Genomic DNA, 22,083 nt, shown 5'->3' with positions numbered 1-22,083 from the left:
AAGAAAGATTAATTTTGACTTGTTTAGCATCTATTTTAATAAAAATAAAATCATTTTGTTGAATTAAATTTTCAAGTATTTTTTTTGTTTTACTTTTTCTATCGATAATTGAAAATCTTCAAAACTATAAGGTTTTAGCAGAAAATCAGTTGCTGAAACTTTAAAACCTTCTATTGCATATTTACTGTAAGCTGAAACAAATACTATAGAAATATTAGGATTATATTTTGATAATTGTTTAGAAAATTCAACACCATTTAATTCAGGCATTTCAATATCCAAAAAAATACTATCTACTTTATTCTCTTCTAAAAATTGTAGTGCGAGTTGAGCCGAGTTAAAGCATTTTAATAAATCTAAATCAGAAGAAAGTTGAATGAAATTTTCTATTAATTTCAAAGCTAAAGGCTCATCATCAACTGCAATACAAGTTAAACTCATTCCAAATTAATTTTTAAATTACATTCATATATTTTTTCATTCACTAAAGCTTCGTATTGATAGCGAGAAGGATATACGATTTCTAACCGTCTTAACGTATTTAAAACCCCAACATTCTTAGAACGATTTAATTTTTTATTTTCAAAGATTTCATTTTTAGTTTCCAAGATTAAAATACAATTTTGAAGTTTTAATTTTAAATTAATTTCACAGTCTTTAGAAGTAGATATTCCATGTTGAAAGGCATTTTCTATAAATGTCAATAAAAGCATTGGAGCAATTAATAACTCCGTTTTTTTGACATGAATGTTTACAACTAAATTTACATTTTCTGGAATTCTAAATCGCATTAATTCTATGTAATTTTCAATAAAAACAACCTCATCATTCAATAGCACTTTTTCATTTTGTTCTTCATTTAGTACAAAACGCATCATTTTTGCCATTTTTTGAAGCGCAAAACGAGATTTTTCTACATCAAAGTATGTTAAGGAATAAATTGTATTTAACGTATTAAAAAAGAAATGAGGATTTATCTGAGCTTTTAACATTTGCAATTCTGCTTTTGTTTTCTGTTCATTCAAAATAAGTTTCTTTTTTTCTTCCTTTCTCCAACTTTTTATAAGATGTAAAGTTGTTCCAACTCCAAAAACAATGATACAAAAGATTGATATATATATTGAAATAAAAAACGTATTCTGTTTATTATTATTGATTTGATTAGGATGTAATAATCGGTGAATCTTTAGATTAAGTTGAAGAATTTCCTCGATTTGATTCATCAAAAATAATAGAAAAAAAGTTAAGATCGTTAGTGTAAAAACATAAAGAAATCCATTTTTCTTCCATTCTATTTTTGGTAATAATAAACGTGTATTGAGATAATAAAATAATATTAGAAACAGCAACAATATAGCATGATAGATATAGTGTTCTTTCGGTAGAGCAACACGATAGGTAAAAGGAAAAATTATAAAAAAAACAAAAGCCATTATAAACCAAGAAGAAAGATGGTAAATAATTGGATGATTTTTAAAAAATTGTTTCATCTATAAATTTTTAACGAAGTAACGAAAAAGGATTTATTGTTAGTTTAACTTTCGTCGTGAAAATTTTAGCATTCGTCTAAAAAAATTGTACCCAACAAGACATACTTCTACATTTGAACAAAAATTATACATTATGTCAATTAGTGAAATTGTTGTTTATGGCATGTTAATCTTATCAATTTTAGCTCCATTTATTGCATTATATGCAGTAAAACTAGCAAAACAAGGAAATTATAAACAACATATAAAAATTCAGAAAAATTTATTTTATGCTTGTGTGACTGGAGTTATTTTATTAGAACTAACGATACGTTTTTCGGGAGGTTCAGGAAGTTTAGTAAAAGAAAGCCCATATTTAGAAACTACATTTTTTCATAATACATTATGGTCGCATATAATTGGCGCAGTGCTAACATATTTCATTTGGGCTTACACTATTTTCAAATCAAAGAACAAGCACAAAAATCAACATTTACCTGGATTTTTTTCCTCGTTGCATAAAAAATTAGGATATGTCGTTATTTTAGGTCTTTTTTATACAGGAATAACTGCTTTGATGGTTTGTTTCATGGCTTTTTTCTCATAGAAACTTTTGTTTCAAAACACATTGTTGATTAAGAATCTCGAATCCTTTTTTTAACCAAAATCCTTTAGCTGATAGGTTTTCTACTGTAAATTCAAGTTCAATATAAGGTTGTTCTTTCAAGAAATTTATTGCTTCCTTTAATAATTTAGATGCTAAATTTTGGTTACGATAAGCAGGATTTACATATAAAGAATCTATTCGCCCTTTTGATTTTATTTTAAAATAATTTGGTCGAATATGTTTCGAGCAAATTATATATCCTGCTAAATTAGATTCTATTTCTGCAACGAAAACGTTTATATTTTCTTGATTTAATATATCCTCAAAAAATTGGCTTATTTCGTTTTGGTGTATAAAATCAAGTTGATATAATTGATTAAATTCTTCATGATGAGATAATAGTTTCACCATCATTTCTTTTAATTGTGGAATATCGTGATTTTCAGCTAATCGAATCATAAATTATAAACTTTAAAAAATCCAGTTAAATGAATTAACTGGATTTATCTATTATTATTGATCTAATTTTATTTTTTGTTGACTTTGTTGTAATTGATACAACTCAATAATATCTTCGATTGGATAATTAAACCAATCTACTTGTTTTTTAATTTTCGAATTTTTATCCAAATACAAATAAGTTGTAAATTTCATCGAAGGAAATTTCATTCCGTTATATGTATATGCTGAAAATTCTCCATTCGCAATAATCATCGAATCGTTTGTAAACAATTCTTTTACTTGCATTAACTTATTGTTGTCATATTGCATCGTTTTATCATTCCAACGAATAATTTCATTTAATAGATAGCGTGGTTCAACAGTAGATGATCCTGAATACTGAGCTACATTTTCGTAAATTAAACTATCATTATAAAAGGATAACATCTTTTTATAATCGGTACGAGAAGAATAATTTTCGAAAAAACGGTTTCCTAACTCTTCATTTTTATTGCCTGAATTAGAATTACAACTCACTAAAAATGAAATCGCTAAAAGGCTAAAAATCCATGAGTATTTTATTTTCATTTATCTGAAATTCTGGTTAAATAATTTTCGCCTTTATCGTCTGCCATTCCATCTTCGTTCAGAATCATAATTTCTGAATTGTCTGACCAACGTAAAAACTGAAAAGGTAATTTCTTCTTTTTTGGAGCAATTTCCATCAAAGATCCATCATCTTTTTTGAATAATTCTCCTACATACGATTGACCTTTATATTCTACAGAAAATTGATTTTCAGCCAATTTTAATACTATTTTTTCTCCATCATATTTTCCTTCAAAAACACCTTTATAAACAAGGGTTTCGTTCGTAAAAACAGAATTTTTTTCTAATGATAATACATCTTCATGAGATAATCCATCAGAACTTTTATCCATTTCTACTTTTTCTTTTTTACAAGAAAATAGAATAAGACTACAGATTAATAGCAAAAAGCCAATCCTTTTCATGAGAATAGACTATTTTTTTACAAATTGTTCAACATCATTTCTCGAAATTGGATCTTCTCCCAAAATCAATAGACGTTCTACAACATTTCTTAATTCTCGAATATTCCCTGTCCAATCCAATTCTTTTAATGCATCATATGCAGATTTATCAAATGATTTCTGACTAGATGTATCCGCAACAAAATGTTCTACCAAAGCAGGGATATCATCTTTTCTGTCATTAAGTGCTGGAACATTAATAATAATTACCGCTAAACGATGGTATAAATCTTCACGAAAACGACCTTCTTCAATCTCTTTACGCAAATCTTTGTTTGTTGCTGCAATTACACGAACATTTACATTAATTTCTTTTTCAGATCCTACTGGGGAAACTTTTCCTTCCTGCAATGCTCGCAAAACTTTTGCTTGTGCAGAAAGACTCATATCACCAATTTCGTCTAAGAAAATTGTACCTTCATTAGCTAATTCAAACTTACCTTGTTTATCTTTAACAGCTCCTGTAAACGAACCTTTAACATGTCCAAACAACTCACTTTCTATCAACTCTGCAGGAATTGCAGCGCAGTTTACTTCAACTAAAGGTTTCGTATTTCGTTCGCTTTTTTCATGTAAATGATGTGCAACCAATTCTTTACCTGTTCCATTTGGACCAAGAATAAGAACACGAGCGTCAGTTGCAGCTACTTTATCTATAATTTGTTTTACTTCTGCTATTGCAGGAGCATCACCCACCATTTCATATTTTTTTGCAACTTTTTTCTTTAAAGCTTTATTTTCTTTCTTTAATTCTTTATTCGTAGATATCAAAGATTTTCTGTCTAATGCATTACGAACAGTTGTCAATAATTTATTTAAATCTGGTGGTTTTGATATAAAATCATACGCTCCTTTTTTGATTGCATCTACAGCCAAATCTACATCGCCATGACCTGTAATCATAACCATTGTCAAATCGGGATTGTATTCCATCGCTTCAGACAGAACTTCCATTCCGTCTTTCAAAGGCATTTTTATATCACTTATAATTAAGTCGTATTCTTTTTCTTTTATTTTTTCAAGCCCAACAGCTCCGTTTTCAGCTTCGTCAACATTCCATTTAGGATTTTCATCCATTAAAATGCTCTTCAAAACATTACGAATAGCCTGTTCATCTTCAATTAATAAGATATTTGACATCGTTAATATCGTTTATTTTATACTAAATTAAATAGACTCAAAGATAATTGAAATTATTATTTTTGAGTCTACTTTTATTCCTTTTTAATGCTTTTTTTAGGATGTTTTGACTTTTTGTGCATTTTCTAAGCCTAATTCTTTAATTGAAACTTCTCGCATTTCAATTTTTCTTATTTTTCCTGAAATTGTCATCGGAAATTCAGTTACAAACTTCCAGTATTTTGGACGTTTAAAATGTGCGATTGATAAGCAATACTCTTTCAACTCATCTTCTGTAATTGTAATACCTTCTTTTATTTTTACCCAAGCCATTACTTCTTCACCATATTTTATACTTGGAACGCCAATTATTTGAATATCAGAAACAGCTTCATGTTCGTATAAAAAATCTTCTATTTCTTTTGGTGAAATGTTTTCACCTCCTCGAATAATAATATCTTTTATTCTACCAGTAATATTAATGTATCCATCTACATCCATTGTTGCTAAATCTCCTGTATGCAACCAATTATTTTCATCAATAACTTGAGCTGTAGCCTCAGGATTATTCCAATATTTTTGCATAACCGAATAACCTCTCGTACAGAATTCTCCAGCAATTCCACGTGGTAAAATTTCACCAGTTTGTGGATCGATAATTTTAATTTCTAAATGATCTTGAACAGTCCCTACAGTAGAAACTTGTTTTTCTAAAGGCGTTCCAATAATTGTTTGTGTTGAAACAGGTGAAGTTTCTGTCATTCCGTAGCAAATTGAAACTTCTTTCATATTCATTTTGGCTTGTACCTTCTTCATAATTTCTATTGGGCAAGGTGAACCAGCCATTACACCAGTTCTTAAAGATGATAAATCGAATCGATCAAAATTGGGTAATTCTAACTCTGCAATAAACATAGTTGGAACACCATAAAGTGACGTACATTTTTCTGTTTCTACCGCATTTAATGTTTTTGCCGGACTAAAACTATCCGAAGGAATTACCATACATGCGCCATGCGATGTACATGCCATATTCCCAATTACCATTCCGAAACAATGATAAAAAGGCACAGGAATACAAACGCGATCTCGATGTGTATAATTTAATCGAATACCGATAAAAAAACCATTATTCAATAAATTATGATGCGTTAATGTAACTCCTTTTGGAAATCCTGTTGTACCAGATGTATATTGAATATTAACAGCATCATCAAACTGAACGGATTGTTCTATTTGATGAATATCAGAAGTAGAAATCGTTTCTCCTTTAATTAAGAAATCTTCCCAATTTTCTTCGAAAATAATGATATGTTCAACAGTTGGTGTATTGTGATTAACATTATTCAACATTACTTTATATTCGCTCGTTTTAAAACTTAACGAAGCAAAAACTGCAGAGATTTCAGCTTGATTTAATACAAATTCAAGTTCATTTTCTCTATAAGCAGGATTTAGATTCACTAAAATCATTCCTACACGAGCACTTGCATATTGCAACAATGTCCATTCCGCACGATTTGGAGCCCAAATTCCTACTCGATCTCCTTTTTTTAAACCAATTGCAATAAGTGATTTTGCAATTTGTTCTGTTTGAGAATAAAACTCTGTATATGTAGCTCTATAATTTTGATCAACACAAACCAAAGCTTCTTGTTGAGGATATTTTGCAACAGTATTTCGTAAATTTTCTCCGATTGTTTCTCCTAAAAGAGGATATTTTGACGCTCCACTTGAATATGATAAGTTAGAAATCATTTGCTTATGTTCTATGTTTTTATAATTAGTTTCCAAATCAAACTTACCAACGATTTCTTGGAAAAGAAATTAATCAAAAGCTAGATTTTGAATATCTAAAAGAATCCTATTTTTTTATCAAAATCGGAATTAATTTCGAAAAAAAACAAATACAATTTTAACAAATACTTAAAATAAATCGATTGAATAATGCTTAAATTGTAAAAAAATTGCAAGAAAATGACTACAATAAATCATGACAATTATATTAATATCTATGACGGAATTGAGGTTGTAGATGCCTTACAAACCCGTATTGCTGATATCAAAAAAACATTGACAATTGTAACTGAATTAGATAAATGGGATTATGCTTATGCTGATGGAAAATGGACGATAAAAGAAGTTATACAACATTGTATTGATTGCGAACGTATTTTCTCATTTCGAGCACAACATATTGCAAGAGAAGATTCACAAACACTTCATTTTTTTGACGAAAATGCCTATGTATCTGTTTCTAGTGCAGATAAACGTAAACCTGAGGAACTGATCAAGGAATGGACTAATTTGATGAAAGCAACTTATTTTCAATTCGAATCTTTTGACGATTTTACATTAAATAAAATAGGTAAAGTTGGTGATCGAGAATTTTCTGTCGAAAAAATAGGTTACGTGATGGCTGGACATGCTATTCATCACATGAATGTGATCAACGAACGATATTTATAAAAAAAACAGCTTTATAAAGCTGTTTTTTTATTTTATTTTGGCATTACATTATAAGTAGGATCTTCTTCAATGTTGACTTCTATAACACCTTTTGCTTGGTCTAATAATCGGATAGAATCCTTACTTAAGTGGTGTAAAATTACGTTTTTATTTTGTTGTGTATATTTAGCCGTTATCGTATGTAAAGCTTCAATAGCACTCATATCGACTACTCTACTCTCCTTCATGTCGATAACAATTTCATTTGGATCCGAATTTATTTCAAATTTTTCTAAAAATGTTGATGTCGATCCAAAGAAAAGAGGACCATAAATTTCGTAAACTTTTCTACCTTTTTCGTCTATAGATTTCCTTGCTCTAATACGTTTAGCATTATCCCAAGCAAAAACCAAAGCCGAAACAATAACTCCTACAAAAACCGCTAAAGCAAGATTGTGTAAAACAATTGTAATTGCAGCAACTAATAAACTAACAATAATATCTGATTTTGGCATTTTGGTAATTAATTTAAAAAATCCCCATTTGAATGTAGAAATTGCAACCATCATCATTACACCAACTAAAGCTGCCATTGGAATTTCCTCGATAATTGGTGCTCCAACTAAAATAATAATTAAGATTGTTATTGCTCCAATTGCAGGACCTATTCGAGAACGCGAACCAGCATCTAGATTTACAAAAGTTTGTGCAATCATTGCACATCCTCCCATACCTCCAAAAAAACCATTTGTAATATTTGCAGCGCCTTGTGCCATACATTCTTTATTAGAAGAACCTTTACTTTCTGTAACCTCATCAACCAAAGTCAACGTTAACAAAGTTTCTATCAAACCTACCGATCCCATAATAATCGAATACGGTAAAATAATCTTCAACGTTTCTAAAGTAAATGGAACATGTGGAATATGAAAACTTGGTAACTCACCTTTTATACTTGCGATATCACCAACCGTTTTTGTATCAATATGAAAACCTATCACCAATAAAAAAGTAACCAGAATCGCTACTAAAGATGCAGGAATTACTTTTGTGATTTTTGGAAAAAAGTAAACAACTAAAACTGTAATTAATGTTAATGCTAGCATTGTATAAAGTGAAGATCCAGTTAGCCAACCCGAAATTCCTGCAGAAGTTGATTTGAATTGTTCTATTTGCGACATAAATATCACGATAGCTAATCCATTCAAAAAACCATACATCACAGGTTGAGGAATTAAACGAACAAATCGACCAAGCTTAAAAACGCCAACTAATATTTGAAAAATTCCTGCTAATAAAACTGCAGCAAAGATGTATTGTTCACCATAAGTAGCATTTAATGCAATCAACGTAATAACTGTAGCTCCTGCTCCACCCGAAACCATAGCTGGTCGACCACCAAAAATTGCCGTTACAATTCCCATTATAAATGCTCCATACAATCCGATTAATGGAGATAAACCTGCTAAAATTGCAAACGAAAGCGACTCAGGAATCATTGTCATCGCAACAGTTAACCCTGCTAAAATTTCATTTTTTATATTAAGTTTTTGATTGGTATTGATAAAGCTAGAAAAAGACATTTTGTTTAATTATAATCGATACAAAAGTAACCATTTGAAACCAGCTATAATTAGTAAAAAAGTAGATTATATGTCGAATTACATACTATTTTTCTAAAATAAAAGATTGAATAATTTAGATCAATCATTAAAAAACTATTTCTGAAATGTTAAATATTTCATAATGATGATTTAACAATTAGGATATATTGCAAATGTACATTTGTTGAAATTATTGAACCATGAAACATTTATTAAAACTCACATTATTTGTGTTAGGACCTATGGTTTTGGCTCAAAATGGTGTGATTTCTGGAAAAATTATTGATGCTACTGATCAATTTTCTCTACCAGGAGCTACGCTACGAATTGAAAACACAAACAAATACACAATTTCTGATCAAAATGGAAATTATCAATTCCTAAACCTAAATCCGGGTACATACATTGTTTATATTGATTATTTAGGTTATGAAACTATATCTAAACAAATAGAAGTTTCAGAAAATAAAACTGCAGTAATCAATTTCTCTTTAGATGCTGGAAGTAGAGAATTAAATGAAGTTGTCATAATCGGTGATTTTTTGAAAGGTCAAGCAAAAGCATTAAATCAACAGAAAAACAATGGAAATATTACAAATATTATTTCTTCTGATCAAGTTGGTCGTTTTCCAGATTCTAATATTGGAGAAGCTTTAAAACGTGTTTCAGGTATTACGATGCAAAATGATCAAGGAGAAGCACGTAATATAATTATTAGAGGTCTTTCACCTGAATTAAATTCTGTTATGTTAAACGGAGATCGTATTCCTTCTGCAGAGGGTGATAACCGTAACGTACAAATGGATTTGATTCCTTCGGAAATGATTTCTACAATTGAAGTAAACAAAACTTTGACACCAGACATGGATGCTGATGCAATTGGTGGAGCTGTGAATTTGATTACACGTGCTGTTCCAAATAAAGAACGAATTTCTATTACAGCTTCTGGAGGTTATGCCCCAATTCGTGAAAAAGGTTTATACAATTCTGCTTTTTTATATGGAAATAGATTTTTTGATAAAAAGTTAGGGGTTGTTGCTTCTGCAAGTTACCAAGTTCAGAATTTTGGTTCAGATAATATTGAGACTGTTTGGGAAAAAGATGGAGATAAAACTTATTTATCAGAATTCCAGATTCGAAAATATGATATTCAACGTGTAAGAAGAAGTATTTCTTTGTCTTCTGATTATCAATTCAATGAAAACAATAGAATAGATTTATCTGCAATTTATAACTGGCGAGATGATAGAGAAAATAGATATAGAGTTACTTATAAGGACTTAGAATACGACGAAAAAACAAACAATTACAAAGGAAGTATAAGAAGAGAAACAAAAGGAGGTATTAATAATAATCGTAATAAAAATGCACGATTAGAAGATCAAAGAGTTTATAATATTTCTTTAAAAGGAGAACATTTGTTATCTCCAAAAATTGATATGGATTGGGCGGTAACTTTTTCTAAAGCAAGCGAAGATAGACCAAATGAACGTTATATCGATTTTAGAACAAAAAACGTTAGTTTTACAGAAGATTTATCCGATCCAAACTATCCATTAGTTTCTACAACATCTACAGAAGATTTATCTAAATACAAAGTCGGAACTTTGTCTGAACAACATGATTATACAAGTGAAAAAGAATTTGGAGCAAAATTAAATTTCCGTGTTCCTTTTAGTGTAATCGATAACCAAAAAGGGCGTTTACGATTTGGTGGGCGTTTACGTTTAAAGAATAAAGAACGAAACAATATTTATTATTCATACGAAAGTATAGATGGTTTGGGGAATTTAAATACTCAAAATCCTGTAGATTGGAGCAGTTCAAAATTTAACCCAGGTTCAAAATATCAAGCTGGCTATTTTTACTCGAATCAAAATTTAGGAAATTTAGCACTTTCTAATCCATCATTATTTAATGCTAATTTAGAACCGTCTGAATTTTTAGCGTCAAATTATAAAGCAAAAGAAAATATTTCGGCTGGATATATTCGTTGGGATCAAGATTTATCTACGATGACTTCTGTAATACTTGGAGTTCGAGTAGAAAATACGTCTATCGAATATACGGGTAATTATGTTCAAGATGAAGAAGATTTAATCGGAGAAATTAATCATAAAAATGATTATACAAACATACTTCCAAGTATTTCTTTGAAACATAAATTCACAAATGATTTTATTCTTAGAGCTGCATTTACAACGAGTTTGGCTCGTCCCAATTATTATAGTTTAGCTCCATACGTAAGCGTTTTAAAAGAAGATTCAGAATTATACGCAGGAAATCCTGATTTAAAAGCTACTTATGCAATGAATTACGACTTAATGTTAGAAAATTATTTTGAAAATATTGGAATTGTTTCGGGAGGATTCTTTTATAAAAAGTTAAATGATTTTATATACACATATAAAAACAATACATTTACAAGCAGTAATTTCGATGCATTATTTCCTGATATTGCTAATCCTATTCCAGCCGGAGAAAACTGGAAAATGACTCAAGCGCGCAACGGAGATCATGTAAACGTTTATGGCTTCGAAATAGCTTTTCAGCGTCAATTAGATTTTATTCCAGGAGAATTTTTCAAACATCTTGGTGTGTATTTAAATTATACATACACCGATTCTAAAGCCAAAGGAATAACAAATGAAGACGGTGATGTGAGAGAAGATCTTGATTTACCAAAAACAGCTCCACATATGTTTAATGGATCATTATCTTTTGAGAATAAAAAATTTACAGCAAGAGTTTCTCTTAATTATACGGCAGCTTATTTAGACGAAATTGGAGGAAATGCTTTCGAAGATAGTTATTACGACAAACAACTATTTATAGATGCAAACGCTTCTTATAAATTTTCGAATAACCTACGAATTTTTGCAGAAGCAAATAATTTAACCAATCAACCATTACGTTACTACCAAGGCGTATCAAACCAAACTAAACAACTTGAGTATTATCAACCACGTTTTACAATGGGGTTAAAATTTGATTTCTAAAATAAAATAGTATGAAAAAAATAATCATCACTTTATCAGTAATTGGAAGTATATTTTCGTGTGAATCTTCCAAATTAGCATCCATCCCAAAAAATGCATTAAAGCCAACTGTTACAACTCAACAAACACCAAATGACACTGATGATCCTGCGATTTGGATTGATAAAAAAAATCCAGAAAAATCTATGATTATCGGAACAGATAAACAAGAAGATACAGGAGGATTATATGCTTATAATCTTAATGGTGAAATTATTCATAAAATTACTCCACTCAATCGTCCAAATAATGTAGATGTCGCTTACGGATTTAGTTTTGAAGGAAAAGAAATAGATATTGCTGTTACGACAGAAAGAGCAAGTAACAAAATCAGAATTGTTTCTTTACCAGATTTCCAATTAATAGACAATGGAGGAATTGATGTATTTGAAAACGAAGCTCAACGAGATCCAATGGGAATTGCATTATACAAAAGTAAAGACAATAAAATCTATGCAATTGTAGGAAGAAAAGAAGGGCCAAGTGGCGAATATATCCATCAATATCTTCTTGAAGAAAAGAATGGTCAAATTACAACTACATTGGTTCGAAAATTTGGTAATTATTCTGGCAAAAAAGAAATTGAAGCAATCGCAGTTGATGAAGAATTAGGGTATATTTATTATGCAGATGAAACAGCAGGAATTAGAAAATATTATGCTGATCCTAAAAAAGGAAACGAAGAAATAGCTTTTTTTGGACAAAATGATTTTAAACGAGATCACGAAGGTATTGCGATTTACAAAACCTCAGCTAAAGATGGTTACATCTTGATTTCTGATCAACAAGCAAATTATTTTAATGTTTATAAAAGACAAGGAGAGCCTACAAATCCGAATGAACACAAATTAATTGCTAAAATTCCAGTTTCTACAATAGAATGTGATGGAGCTGATGCTGTAAATTTTAATTTCGGAACTAAATTTCAAAAAGGATTTTTTGTCGCAATGAGCAATGGAAAAACTTTTCAATTATATGATTGGAAAATCATTCAAAATGAAATTGATAAGCAAGCAAAATAAATTATTATTTTAAATATAATTCATTATTAATAAAAGCACAACAAAGGATTCTTGGTTGTGTTTTTTTTATAGTTTATTTTTGATAAAAAATTAAAGCTTGAAACATCTATTTAAAGTTGCATTAAATTGGATTAAGAAAGAACCTTCTCCCGATCGTACTAGTAAATTTTATAGTAAAAGTCATCATATTTTGATCGATGGAAAACCCGAATTGGACGTTTCGGCTGCAAAAGCTTTTAAGGGAAATCCTAATCTATATAATCCAGAAGATTTGTTATTAAGTAGTTTAACTTCATGCCACATGATGTCGTATTTATATTGTTGTGCTCAACATAAAATTGATGTAATTTCTTATACTGATAATTCAGAAGCTACTTTGCAAGTAAATCCTGATGGAAGTGGAAAAATTGTACACGTTAATCTGTTTCCAGAAGTTGTAATTGATGATCCTACACAAATTGATTTAGCTAATTCATTACATAAAAAAGCAAATGAATTATGTTTTATTGCGAATTCTTGTAATTTTCCTGTTTATCATTATGCAAAGTGTACGGCAAAATAAAAACCGAGATACACTCGGTTTTATTTAGTTTTTTAAACTATGATTTCTCTTTCAAGAATTGTGCTGTATAAGATTCTTTATTTTTTATAATATCTTCTGGCGTTCCTTCTGCTACCAAGAAACCTCCTTTTTTTCCTCCTTCAGGACCAAGATCAATCACCCAATCTGCCACTTTTATGATATCCATATTGTGTTCGATCACAAAAACCGAATGTCCCAAATCAATCAATGCTCTTAAGGCTTTAATTAATTTCTGAATATCATGAAAATGTAAACCAGTAGATGGTTCATCAAATATAAATAAGGTTTTGTTTGTCGTTTCTCCTTTTGTCAAGAAAAATGCCAATTTAACACGCTGCGCTTCTCCACCAGAAAGCGTGTTCGACGACTGACCTAACTTCACATAACCTAAACCAACATCTTGTAAAGGTTTTAATTTCTCTACAATTTTATTTTGTTGATGTGCTGCAAAAAAGTCAATAGCTTCATCAATTGTTAAATTCAAAATATCAGAGATTGATTTACCTTCAAACTTAACTTCTAAAATTTCTTTCTTGAAACGTTCTCCATGACAATCTTCACAAACCAACTCAACATCCGCCATAAACTGCATTTCGATCGTAATTGTTCCCTCGCCTTTACAAGCGTCACAACGACCACCATCTACGTTAAACGAAAAATGCTTTGGTTGAAATCCCATTACTTTACTCGCTTTCTGAGAAGCAAATAAATTTCGAATATCATCGTAAGCTTTTACATAGGTCACAGGATTTGAACGCGAAGATTTACCAATTGGATTTTGATCAATTAATTCGATTCCTTCTAATTGCTTTAGATCACCAACAAGTTCATCAAAATCTCCAATTTTATTTCCGAAAATTTCGAAATGACGTTGAACAGCTGGTGCTAAAATATCTTTCATTAACGTTGATTTTCCTGAACCAGAAACTCCTGTAATCACAGTTAATTCGTTCAATGGAAATTTAACATCAATATTCTTTAAATTATTTTCTCTTGCTCCAATAACTTTTAAATAATTAGGCGATTTTAAACGTTTTTTAGGAACTTCAATTTCTAATTTTCCGTTCAAATATTTTGAAGTTAATGTATCTGCTTTTATCAATTCATCATACGTACCTTCAAAAACTACTTCTCCTCCATTTGTTCCGGCTTCTGGACCAATATCAATAATATAATCTGCAGCTTTCATGATATCTTCGTCATGCTCTACAACAATTACAGTATTTCCTAAATCGCGTAAACGATGTAAAATGGTAATGAATTTTTCCGTATCACGTGAATGTAAACCAATCGAAGGCTCATCTAAAACATACATCGAACCAACCAAACTACTTCCTAACGAAGTTGCTAAATTGATACGTTGCGATTCTCCTCCAGATAATGTATTCGAAGCACGATTAAGTGATAAATATTCTAAACCAACATCTAATAAAAATGTTAAACGAGATTTTATTTCATAAATAATTCGACCAGCAATTTGTTCGTCGTACTCATTAAATTTGATACTTGTAAAAAAGTTATTCAATTCATTTAATGGTAAATCAACTAAATCACTGATTGATTTATCAGCAATTTTTACGAAATTTGTTTCTTTACGCAAACGCTTTCCTTTACAAGTCGGACAAGTTGTTTTTCCTCTGTAACGAGATAACATTACACGATATTGAATTTTGTAGGTATTTTCTTCTACCATTTTGAAGAAACCATCCAATCCTTCCCAATCAGAATCTCCTCGCCACAAATAATCTCTTTGATCTTCGGATAATTCGAAATATGGTTTATGAATTGGAAAATCTACTTTCTGAGAAAGCTTAATAAAATGATTTTTCCATTCACTCATCTTCTCTCCTTTCCAAGCTACAACTGCATCTTCGTAAATTGACAACGATTTATTTGGAACAACAAGATTCTCTTCTATTCCAATTACTTTTCCATAACCTTCGCAAGTAGGACAAGCTCCATAAGGATTATTGAAACTAAAAAAATGAGTAGTTGGTTCATTGAAAATCAATCCATCTGATTCAAATTTATTTGAAAAATACTTTGTTGCATTATTATCTGCATTTACAACTGAAATATCACCTTTACCTTCGAAAAATGCGGTTTCAATAGAATCTGCTAAACGATGATAAAAAGACTCTTCGTCTTCTGTAGGTAAAGCAATACGATCGATGACTAAATGAACGTCATTTTCGGATTGAGGTTCGAAATTAAACGAAATTAAATCTTCAATCTTTACTTGATTTCCATCTACACTCATACGTGTAAATCCTTGTTGTTGAAGAATATTTAAATGTTCCGAAAACGTACGCTCTTCTGGAACAACCAATTTAATTTGAAGAATAAATTTTGTTTCCGTTTCAAAAGTTTTCAAATAATCCACCACATCAGTTACCGAATCTTTCTGAACCAATTCACCTGTAATCGGCGAATATGTTTTTCCGATACGTGCATACAACAACTTCAAATAATCATAGATTTCTGTTGTCGTACCAACTGTAGAACGTGGATTTGTTGAATTTACTTTTTGCTGAATCGCAATCGCAGGAGCAATTCCTTTGATATAATCAACTTGAGGTTTATCTAATTTTCCTAAAAACTGACGCGCATAAGACGACAAACTTTCGACGTAGCGACGCTGACCTTCTGCATACAACGTATCAAAAGCTAACGTAGATTTACCAGAACCAGACATTCCAGTAATGACAACCAATTTATTCTTTGGTATCGCTAAATCAATATTCTTCAGATTATGCAGTTTTGCACCTTTTATGAGGATAAATTCCTTTGGATCTAGTTGATTGATATCTTTTTTCATCGTGGCGCAAAGTTAAGGTATTTTAGAAAGTTATTGCACTGACAAAACTGAAAAGAAATATGCTTTTTTAAAACTTTTTTAAAATATAAAAGCGCGTTAACTAGTTAACACGCTTTTTTCAATAAAAAAATAAAAATTTATTCCTGAAATAATAAATAATTTTCTTCGTTTAATTTTTGATAACCAACATCGTACACATAAAAAATTGTACCATTTTTAGATTCATCTATATTCGTAATGTATCTAAAATCAAAGTTCCTTAGACTAAGTTCGTTTTTATCGACAGAACGCGTACCTTCTTCAATTAGAGTTTTTAAAATACGGTTGTTTTTTCTTAATCTATTATTAATGTTTCGAACAATCTCAACTTTATCTCGGTTAAGATTATTGTTGTAAGAATTACGACAAAAGTCGTTACAAAACTTCTTGTCTTTGCGACCAAAAAGTGTTTGATTGCATTGTAGGCAATTGTTCATTTGTTAGATTTTAGGTTTATTAAAACAAATATAATATAAAATACATATGTTTTTTAAAAATATCGTAATTTATTTGAATTCAATATAAAGACTCACATTCAAAGTATTATATAATTATAAATTGCTTTCAATCTTATTTGTTATTTTTGCTTAAATTTTATTGATTTTGAGAATTTTAAATAAACTACCAGATCCATTTATTCTTTTTTTATTTATAGCCATTTTAATTGCCTACTTGTTTCCAAACATTAGTTTGTGGTCATTTAAAAACATTAGCCTCAATACGATAATAGACATAGGTGTTATTTTAGTATTTTTCTTTTATGGTTTGAAATTAAATTGGAAAGAAGTTTTTAAGGATTTATCTAATTGGAAAATGCATTTGTTAATTCAGTCTTTTACATTTATTTTTTTCCCACTACTTGTTCTCTGTTTTTATCCAATTATAAATAATTATCCAGATTATTTTACGCTTTATGTGGCAACTTTTTATCTTGCTACTTTACCAAGTACAGTTTCATCATCGGTTGTAATGGTTTCTATTGCAAAAGGAAATATACCAAGTGCAATTTTTAATGCAAGTATTTCAGGCTTAATAGGGATTGTGATTACTCCTCTTTGGATGAGTTTATTTTTATCAAAAAATGATGGTAATTTTGATTTAGTAGGAACTTTTTTAGATTTGGTATTAAAAATTATTTTACCCGTTTTCGTTGGTGCTTTATTACAACCTTATCTAGGATTCTTTTATAATAAATACAAAAAACAATTTTCAAATTTAGATAAATTGACCATTGTTTTAATCGTTTACAATAGTTTCAGTCATACATTTTTGGATGGATTATTCCATAAATTGGGTTTATTTCCACTTATAATTGTTTCTATTGTTGTAATTGCGCTGTTTTTTATCTTTTTCAATTTATCCAAATGGATTGCTTTGAAAATGAATTTTAATAGAGAAGATGATATTACGATTCAATTTTGTGCAACAAAAAAATCTTTGGTTCATGGCTCGGTAATTGCTGCTGTCATTTTCACGGGAGATATCGGAATTTATTTAATTCCAATTATGCTTTACCATACTTTTCAGTTAATTTATGTCAGTTACATTGCCAATCAATATGCAAAAGAAGTCGAATAAAACCATTATTGCGTTTATAATTTTTGTTCTTCAAATTGTATTTTTTTCAATTCTTTTCTCAATCGAAAGTGTGAATGATTTTATCATCAATCATATTACATTTCCTGTTTCTGCTTGTATTGCAAAAATTACAAATTCAGTTGAATTTCCTTTTGGAGAAGTATTTTATTTATTAATCGGAATTATAGGTCTAATTTTAGGTTTCAAATTGATTCAAAGTTTTATCAATTCAAAGAATCTAATTTCGTTAAAACTTTTCCATTTATTAGTTTTCATTAATTGTATTTATTTCATTTACATGTTTGCTTGGGGCGTGATGTATAAAAAGGAAACATTAACTTTTGATCAGAAGGAAATTGTAATTCAGCCAAAAATTCTCAAAGAAATTTATTGCACCGAATTAGACAAAGCATTAACAGCAAGAAATGTGATTGAACATTCCGATTCGACTACAACTATTCAATTTAAATCGGAATTGAACGATTATAACAAAGAATTTTATAAACTTCAATCATCTATAAAAGAATTAAAATGGTTGAAAAATTATCGTCTTTTAGAAAATCCTCATTTCAAATTATCGTTGATTTCGAAAATGCAAAACTACATGGGAATTTTGGGTTATTATAATCCTTTTACTATTGAAGCAAACTTAAATCGATACAATACAAATCTAAAACAACCCGCCACGCTTTTTCATGAATATGGGCATCAAATGGGATTTGCATCAGAAAGTGAAGCTAATTTTTTAGCGTATTATTTGGGTTCAAAATCTACTAATCCTGAAATTAATTATTCTGTTTATTACAAAAGTATTTACACACTTTTAGGTGCAATTTATAAATCAGACCCGTATTTTGTTAAAATGGAATTAGAGAATATGCATCCTAAAATTAAACTTGATCGTAAGGCTGAAATGAACTATTATAAGAAGTATGAAGGAAAAACAAGTGATACTTTTTCGGAACTTAATAATCAATTTTTAAAAGCAAATAACCAAGAGGGAACGATAAGTTATAGTAAATATGTAGAATTGATTTATATTTTATACCAAACAAAAAAGCGAAATCCATAAGATTTCGCTTTTAATATTATATATGATTTAGAAATTATTTCCAAATATATTTTTCTCCTAAACCTAAAGTAGATTTGATAATATAATTTCCTTCAGCATTTTTCTCTGTTAATACTAAAATGGGATAATATTCTCCTGCAGGAACTAACTTTGTAATATTAGAGGTAAAAGTTAATTTCTCCATTTTTGTATTTCCTGAAACAGGGAAAACATCAAAATTCATTAATTCGAAACCATCTATTTCTTTAACATCAGTAATATTTTGTTTTGAGAAATAAACCAATAATTTTAGCTTATTTGTAGGTTTTGAATTTAAATTTTGAATTGAATTATTAATTCCATCAACTGTAACCATTAACGTATTAAAATCAATTTCTAATTTCCAAACTCCAGCTAATTTTACTTTTTTATTTGCATTTTCTATATCCAACGAACTCTCTACCGGAGTGTAAATATCGGCTAATGTTGCATCAATATTTTTTGTAGAAGCTAATGTATTTTGAGATGTTACTTGAGGCAAACTAACATTTTCTACTACTTTATCAATCAGAATATTATTTGATTCTAATGAAATTTTATTACTTAAAACTTTATAATTTAAGATGCTATTAGATTCTCTTTCTTTTAACAATAAAATTGGCGTATAATCTCCTTGTGCCAACGTTTGTATATCAGAAGCTTTAAATGTTACAATCACATTATTGAAACTTGTTCCATTTCCTTCCAACTGACCCAATTGTGCATTTGTAGTAATTTTGTTAGGTAAATCATACAAATCAACAGAAGATTTAGAAGGAACAAAATATAAATCAAGAAATAAAGTTTGACTTGTTTTATTTGAATAATTCGTTAATTTTCCTCCAGAAATTTTATAATTTGAAGTTGTTCCATCATTTGAAATTTTCCAAATACCATCAAAAGAATAATCTTTGTTTATTGTGGTCGGAAGATTCGTGATGTTAATGCTATCTTGTTGAGCAACAACAAAGCTACTCGACATAATGGTTGCACTAAAAAATAATTTAGTAAAAATATTCATAGGTTATACTTTAAGCTTTCACACAAAAATAAGAATTAAATTTACAAAAAACACTTAAAATCGGATATTTTAAAAAGAATATGTAATCTATTCATTTTTGATTTTTTAATTTTGCCAAGAATTATATAAATATGACTAAAATATATCCAAAAGATACTGATCAATTTGATGATTTCGTTCATAAGGACACTACAACTTTTGAAGAGTTAACAGTGTTTGATCGTAATAATTTGGCACCAATATCTATTGAAAATCAATTTGGTTTAATAGACAAAGAAGGAAATGTAATTATTCCATTCGATTATCAAAAACTTGTTCTAACAACAGTTAATGCATATAGTGCTCAAAAGAATGATAAATGGGGTTTTATAACAAAATCAAACCAAATTTTAATTCCCTTTGAATATGAGTTAACAAGCGATTTTATTGAAAATGTTTGTGCTGTAAAAAAAGATGGAAAATGGGGATTTATTGATTTATTAAATCAAGCTACAATTCCGTTTGATTACGATGGATGTACAGATTTTAGAGCTGGTTTAGCTGGAGTTGAAAAGAACGGAAAATGGGGAATAATTGATAATAATAATCAGTTGATCATTGATTTTCAGTACGAATATTTAACTCCTGTCGATCAAAATTTTGCCACTTTTGGCGAAGAAACATCATTAAAAATAGACCGACCAGATATATTGGCTTATTTTCCTTATTTTTTATCAAAAGATAATCATTTGATGCATTTTGGATTAATTTCTACAACAAATGAAAAGGTTTTAGAAGCTGTTTCTGAATTACCTATTTTAGAAAGTTTCGAAAATCAACCAGTTATTCGACAAAATTATCAATTGGGTTATTTGAAAGATGGAAAAGAGTTTGTAAAGTTTGAACAGTTTACGATTGATCCTTACGAAGAAAAAATATTAACGCAATTAGGTGTTATGAAATAAAAAAAGAGCTTTAATCAAGCTCTTTTTTTGTCTATTTAAAAGGTTTATATTGCATATGTTCATGATTTTCATTCATCAACATTTTTTCTCCTACAACTTCAAAACCTTTTCTTTCGTATAATTTTTTCGCATTAGGATTCGTAAAATCAACCAACAAGCCTAACGTTTTATTTTGTTTTTGACCAATTTCCTCAATCAAATAATCTAAAATTTTAGATCCAATTCCTTTTCCTCTAAATTTTTCTGAAACAGCAATTGTATCTATATAAATTTCCCCAGTTTGCGTCTCGTCTTGTGGATGAATCTCTTGATTATAATCTTTTTTCAATAATTCTAAAACAGGTTTTCTGAGTTCATCTAATTTTGATCCATCATAAAAAGTCGTAGTTCCTGCAAATTGATTAACATATTCAACAACAATTGTATTTTGATAACTATACTGATTATTTTCTTGTTCGATTAATTTTTTCAAGAATAAAACTCCTTCATCATAATCTGTTTTTCCAATAAAATCGTACACAATTTTATCCATTGCTAACATCATCAATTCTGAGATTGATGCAGCATCTGCTTTAGATGCTTCTCTAAAATTTAACATAAAAAAATAGCCTTGAGAAATCTCAAGGCTAAGTTAGCAATAATATTTTTTAAATTATTTTGCTTTTAATTTATCTAACGTGTTGTTGTAACCTTCTTTTGCTTTTTCTCCAGCTTCTTTTGCTTCAGCTTTTACATCTTTAGCTGCAGCATTGATATCTGCTTTCGCATCTTTAGCTGCAGAGTTGATATCTTCCTTAGCTTGAGAAGCTTTTTCATCAACTTTGTTTACAGCATTATTTACACCGTCTTTTACATCTTGTGCTGCATTGTTTACTGCTGATTTAGCATCTTCCCATGCTTTGTTTGCATCATCGTACGCTTTTTGTGCGGTAGCTTCTGCTGCTTTGTCTCCTTTCGCTTTTGCTTCATCTAATGCTTTTTTAGCTTCATCTAATTTTGTTTTAGCTTCAGTTTCAGAAACTGTTGTTGTAGTTGTTGTAGTTTCAGTAACAACAGCTGTTGAGTCGTTTGCTAAAGAATCTACTGTTACATTAGTTTCAGTCGTTTTTGATGATTCTTGTTTACAAGAAGTAGCAAATGATAAAGAAGCAACTGCCACTAATACAAATAATTTTTTCATAGTTGTTTATTTAATTGTTTTAATACTAAA

The 22,083-nt window shown here is 29.4% G+C and carries 21 protein-coding genes; 8 read left to right on the top strand and 13 right to left on the bottom strand.

Translation table 11 applies throughout. The annotated features are described in order from the left end of the window. Positions 1–63 precede the first annotated feature (63 nt). Complete coding sequence (locus AC2I98_RS02080) at positions 64–441, bottom strand: LytR/AlgR family response regulator transcription factor (protein ID WP_486412978.1); 378 nt, start codon at positions 439–441, stop codon at positions 64–66. Next, positions 438–1,490, bottom strand: coding sequence for a sensor histidine kinase (locus AC2I98_RS02075; protein WP_486412977.1), 1,053 nt, complete (start codon positions 1,488–1,490; stop codon positions 438–440). Before AC2I98_RS02075 ends, AC2I98_RS02080 begins: the two co-directional genes overlap by 4 nt. Positions 1,491–1,623: 133 nt before the next feature. On the opposite strand from AC2I98_RS02075, the gene AC2I98_RS02070 reads away from it, so the two are divergent. After that, positions 1,624–2,076, top strand: a complete 453-nt coding sequence (locus AC2I98_RS02070; RefSeq protein WP_486412976.1) for a DUF420 domain-containing protein — start codon at positions 1,624–1,626, stop codon at positions 2,074–2,076. On the opposite strand, the gene AC2I98_RS02065 is transcribed toward AC2I98_RS02070, so the two are convergent. The 5 genes from AC2I98_RS02065 to AC2I98_RS02045 all read right to left on the bottom strand — a co-directional run bounded on the left by AC2I98_RS02065 (position 2,071) and on the right by AC2I98_RS02045 (position 6,446). Next, a complete protein-coding gene (locus AC2I98_RS02065; RefSeq protein ID WP_486412975.1) occupies positions 2,071–2,535 on the bottom strand; it encodes a GNAT family N-acetyltransferase in 465 nt (154 codons plus the stop codon). The genes AC2I98_RS02070 and AC2I98_RS02065 overlap by 6 nt on opposite strands. A gap of 54 nt (positions 2,536–2,589) precedes the next feature. Then, positions 2,590–3,105, bottom strand: a complete 516-nt coding sequence (locus AC2I98_RS02060) for a hypothetical protein (protein ID WP_486412974.1) — start codon at positions 3,103–3,105, stop codon at positions 2,590–2,592. Beyond that, complete coding sequence (locus tag AC2I98_RS02055) at positions 3,102–3,458, bottom strand: hypothetical protein (protein WP_486412973.1); 357 nt, start codon at positions 3,456–3,458, stop codon at positions 3,102–3,104. The genes AC2I98_RS02060 and AC2I98_RS02055 overlap by 4 nt, the downstream gene beginning before the upstream one ends. An 81-nt stretch (positions 3,459–3,539) precedes the next feature. Next, positions 3,540–4,709, bottom strand: coding sequence for a sigma-54-dependent transcriptional regulator (locus tag AC2I98_RS02050; protein ID WP_486412972.1), 1,170 nt, complete (start codon positions 4,707–4,709; stop codon positions 3,540–3,542). 96 nt (positions 4,710–4,805) lie between these two features. Beyond that, positions 4,806–6,446 (bottom strand): AMP-binding protein, encoded by a 1,641-nt coding sequence (locus AC2I98_RS02045; protein WP_486412971.1) that lies wholly within the window; start codon positions 6,444–6,446, stop codon positions 4,806–4,808. Between the two features lie 219 nt (positions 6,447–6,665). Between AC2I98_RS02045 and AC2I98_RS02040 the strand changes: the two genes are divergently transcribed. Then, positions 6,666–7,157 (top strand): DinB family protein, encoded by a 492-nt coding sequence (locus AC2I98_RS02040; RefSeq protein WP_486412970.1) that lies wholly within the window; start codon positions 6,666–6,668, stop codon positions 7,155–7,157. Positions 7,158–7,189: 32 nt separating this feature from the next. Here the strand turns inward: AC2I98_RS02040 and AC2I98_RS02035 are convergent, their stop codons facing one another. After that, entirely contained in the window at positions 7,190–8,719 is a 1,530-nt protein-coding gene (locus AC2I98_RS02035; protein WP_486412969.1) for a SulP family inorganic anion transporter, read from the bottom strand. 221 nt (positions 8,720–8,940) lie between these two features. Between AC2I98_RS02035 and AC2I98_RS02030 the strand changes: the two genes are divergently transcribed. The 3 genes from AC2I98_RS02030 to AC2I98_RS02020 all read left to right on the top strand — a co-directional run bounded on the left by AC2I98_RS02030 (position 8,941) and on the right by AC2I98_RS02020 (position 13,362). After that, entirely contained in the window at positions 8,941–11,739 is a 2,799-nt protein-coding gene (locus AC2I98_RS02030) for a TonB-dependent receptor (protein ID WP_486412968.1), read from the top strand. 11 nt (positions 11,740–11,750) lie between these two features. Continuing rightward, a complete protein-coding gene (locus tag AC2I98_RS02025) occupies positions 11,751–12,800 on the top strand; it encodes a phytase (protein WP_486412967.1) in 1,050 nt (349 codons plus the stop codon). A 97-nt stretch (positions 12,801–12,897) separates the two neighbouring features. Continuing rightward, entirely contained in the window at positions 12,898–13,362 is a 465-nt protein-coding gene (locus AC2I98_RS02020; RefSeq protein WP_486412966.1) for an OsmC family protein, read from the top strand. Positions 13,363–13,399: 37 nt separating this feature from the next. Here AC2I98_RS02020 and uvrA read toward each other — a convergent pair whose 3' ends face one another. Together uvrA and AC2I98_RS02010 are read right to left on the bottom strand one after the other, a co-directional pair. Then, complete coding sequence (uvrA, locus tag AC2I98_RS02015) at positions 13,400–16,201, bottom strand: excinuclease ABC subunit UvrA (protein WP_486412965.1); 2,802 nt, start codon at positions 16,199–16,201, stop codon at positions 13,400–13,402. A 137-nt stretch (positions 16,202–16,338) separates the two neighbouring features. Beyond that, the gene (locus AC2I98_RS02010) at positions 16,339–16,677 is read right to left on the bottom strand and encodes a hypothetical protein (RefSeq protein WP_486412964.1); all 339 of its coding nucleotides are present in this window, start codon (positions 16,675–16,677) and stop codon (positions 16,339–16,341) included. A 166-nt stretch (positions 16,678–16,843) separates the two neighbouring features. Between AC2I98_RS02010 and AC2I98_RS02005 the strand changes: the two genes are divergently transcribed. Both AC2I98_RS02005 and AC2I98_RS02000 read left to right on the top strand, forming a co-directional pair. Next, positions 16,844–17,818: a bile acid:sodium symporter family protein gene (locus AC2I98_RS02005; RefSeq protein WP_486412963.1), complete on the top strand. Its 975-nt coding sequence runs from the start codon at positions 16,844–16,846 to the stop codon at positions 17,816–17,818. Then, complete coding sequence (locus AC2I98_RS02000; RefSeq protein ID WP_486412962.1) at positions 17,799–18,890, top strand: DUF3810 family protein; 1,092 nt, start codon at positions 17,799–17,801, stop codon at positions 18,888–18,890. The genes AC2I98_RS02005 and AC2I98_RS02000 overlap by 20 nt, the downstream gene beginning before the upstream one ends. Before the next feature lie 34 nt (positions 18,891–18,924). Here AC2I98_RS02000 and AC2I98_RS01995 read toward each other — a convergent pair whose 3' ends face one another. Continuing rightward, the gene (locus AC2I98_RS01995) at positions 18,925–19,929 is read right to left on the bottom strand and encodes a hypothetical protein (RefSeq protein ID WP_486412961.1); all 1,005 of its coding nucleotides are present in this window, start codon (positions 19,927–19,929) and stop codon (positions 18,925–18,927) included. 131 nt (positions 19,930–20,060) lie between these two features. Between AC2I98_RS01995 and AC2I98_RS01990 the strand changes: the two genes are divergently transcribed. Next, positions 20,061–20,873 carry a WG repeat-containing protein gene (locus AC2I98_RS01990; protein ID WP_486412960.1) on the top strand — a complete coding sequence of 271 codons (813 nt, stop codon included), beginning with the start codon at positions 20,061–20,063 and terminating at the stop codon, positions 20,871–20,873. Between the two features lie 31 nt (positions 20,874–20,904). Here AC2I98_RS01990 and AC2I98_RS01985 read toward each other — a convergent pair whose 3' ends face one another. Both AC2I98_RS01985 and AC2I98_RS01980 read right to left on the bottom strand, forming a co-directional pair. Continuing rightward, a complete protein-coding gene (locus tag AC2I98_RS01985) occupies positions 20,905–21,471 on the bottom strand; it encodes a GNAT family N-acetyltransferase (RefSeq protein ID WP_486412959.1) in 567 nt (188 codons plus the stop codon). A gap of 54 nt (positions 21,472–21,525) precedes the next feature. After that, positions 21,526–22,053, bottom strand: a complete 528-nt coding sequence (locus tag AC2I98_RS01980; RefSeq protein ID WP_486412958.1) for a hypothetical protein — start codon at positions 22,051–22,053, stop codon at positions 21,526–21,528. Between the last annotated feature and the right edge of the window lie 30 nt (positions 22,054–22,083).

Source organism: Empedobacter sp. EJD.6dd (assembly GCF_057369435.1).
Note: the sequence above shows the minus strand (reverse complement) of the source record. Positions and strands in the feature narration are given on the sequence as shown.

Excerpts from the sequence above, each read along its gene's own strand:
- AC2I98_RS02045 (WP_486412971.1), bottom strand. The coding sequence starts at position 6,446 with ATGATTTCTAACTTATCATATTCAAGTGGAGCGTCAAAATATCCTCTT.
- AC2I98_RS01995 (WP_486412961.1), bottom strand. The coding sequence starts at position 19,929 with ATGAATATTTTTACTAAATTATTTTTTAGTGCAACCATTATGTCGAGT.
- AC2I98_RS02050 (WP_486412972.1), bottom strand. The coding sequence starts at position 4,709 with ATGTCAAATATCTTATTAATTGAAGATGAACAGGCTATTCGTAATGTT.
- AC2I98_RS02070 (WP_486412976.1), top strand. The coding sequence starts at position 1,624 with ATGTCAATTAGTGAAATTGTTGTTTATGGCATGTTAATCTTATCAATT.
- AC2I98_RS02030 (WP_486412968.1), top strand. The coding sequence starts at position 8,941 with ATGAAACATTTATTAAAACTCACATTATTTGTGTTAGGACCTATGGTT.
- AC2I98_RS01985 (WP_486412959.1), bottom strand. The coding sequence starts at position 21,471 with ATGTTAAATTTTAGAGAAGCATCTAAAGCAGATGCTGCATCAATCTCA.
- AC2I98_RS02055 (WP_486412973.1), bottom strand. The coding sequence starts at position 3,458 with ATGGATAAAAGTTCTGATGGATTATCTCATGAAGATGTATTATCATTA.
- AC2I98_RS02080 (WP_486412978.1), bottom strand. The coding sequence starts at position 441 with ATGAGTTTAACTTGTATTGCAGTTGATGATGAGCCTTTAGCTTTGAAA.
- AC2I98_RS02075 (WP_486412977.1), bottom strand. The coding sequence starts at position 1,490 with ATGAAACAATTTTTTAAAAATCATCCAATTATTTACCATCTTTCTTCT.
- AC2I98_RS02035 (WP_486412969.1), bottom strand. The coding sequence starts at position 8,719 with ATGTCTTTTTCTAGCTTTATCAATACCAATCAAAAACTTAATATAAAA.
- AC2I98_RS02025 (WP_486412967.1), top strand. The coding sequence starts at position 11,751 with ATGAAAAAAATAATCATCACTTTATCAGTAATTGGAAGTATATTTTCG.
- AC2I98_RS02010 (WP_486412964.1), bottom strand. The coding sequence starts at position 16,677 with ATGAACAATTGCCTACAATGCAATCAAACACTTTTTGGTCGCAAAGAC.
- AC2I98_RS01990 (WP_486412960.1), top strand. The coding sequence starts at position 20,061 with ATGACTAAAATATATCCAAAAGATACTGATCAATTTGATGATTTCGTT.
- AC2I98_RS02000 (WP_486412962.1), top strand. The coding sequence starts at position 17,799 with ATGCAAAAGAAGTCGAATAAAACCATTATTGCGTTTATAATTTTTGTT.
- AC2I98_RS02065 (WP_486412975.1), bottom strand. The coding sequence starts at position 2,535 with ATGATTCGATTAGCTGAAAATCACGATATTCCACAATTAAAAGAAATG.
- AC2I98_RS01980 (WP_486412958.1), bottom strand. The coding sequence starts at position 22,053 with ATGAAAAAATTATTTGTATTAGTGGCAGTTGCTTCTTTATCATTTGCT.
- AC2I98_RS02040 (WP_486412970.1), top strand. The coding sequence starts at position 6,666 with ATGACTACAATAAATCATGACAATTATATTAATATCTATGACGGAATT.
- AC2I98_RS02060 (WP_486412974.1), bottom strand. The coding sequence starts at position 3,105 with ATGAAAATAAAATACTCATGGATTTTTAGCCTTTTAGCGATTTCATTT.
- uvrA (WP_486412965.1), bottom strand. The coding sequence starts at position 16,201 with ATGAAAAAAGATATCAATCAACTAGATCCAAAGGAATTTATCCTCATA.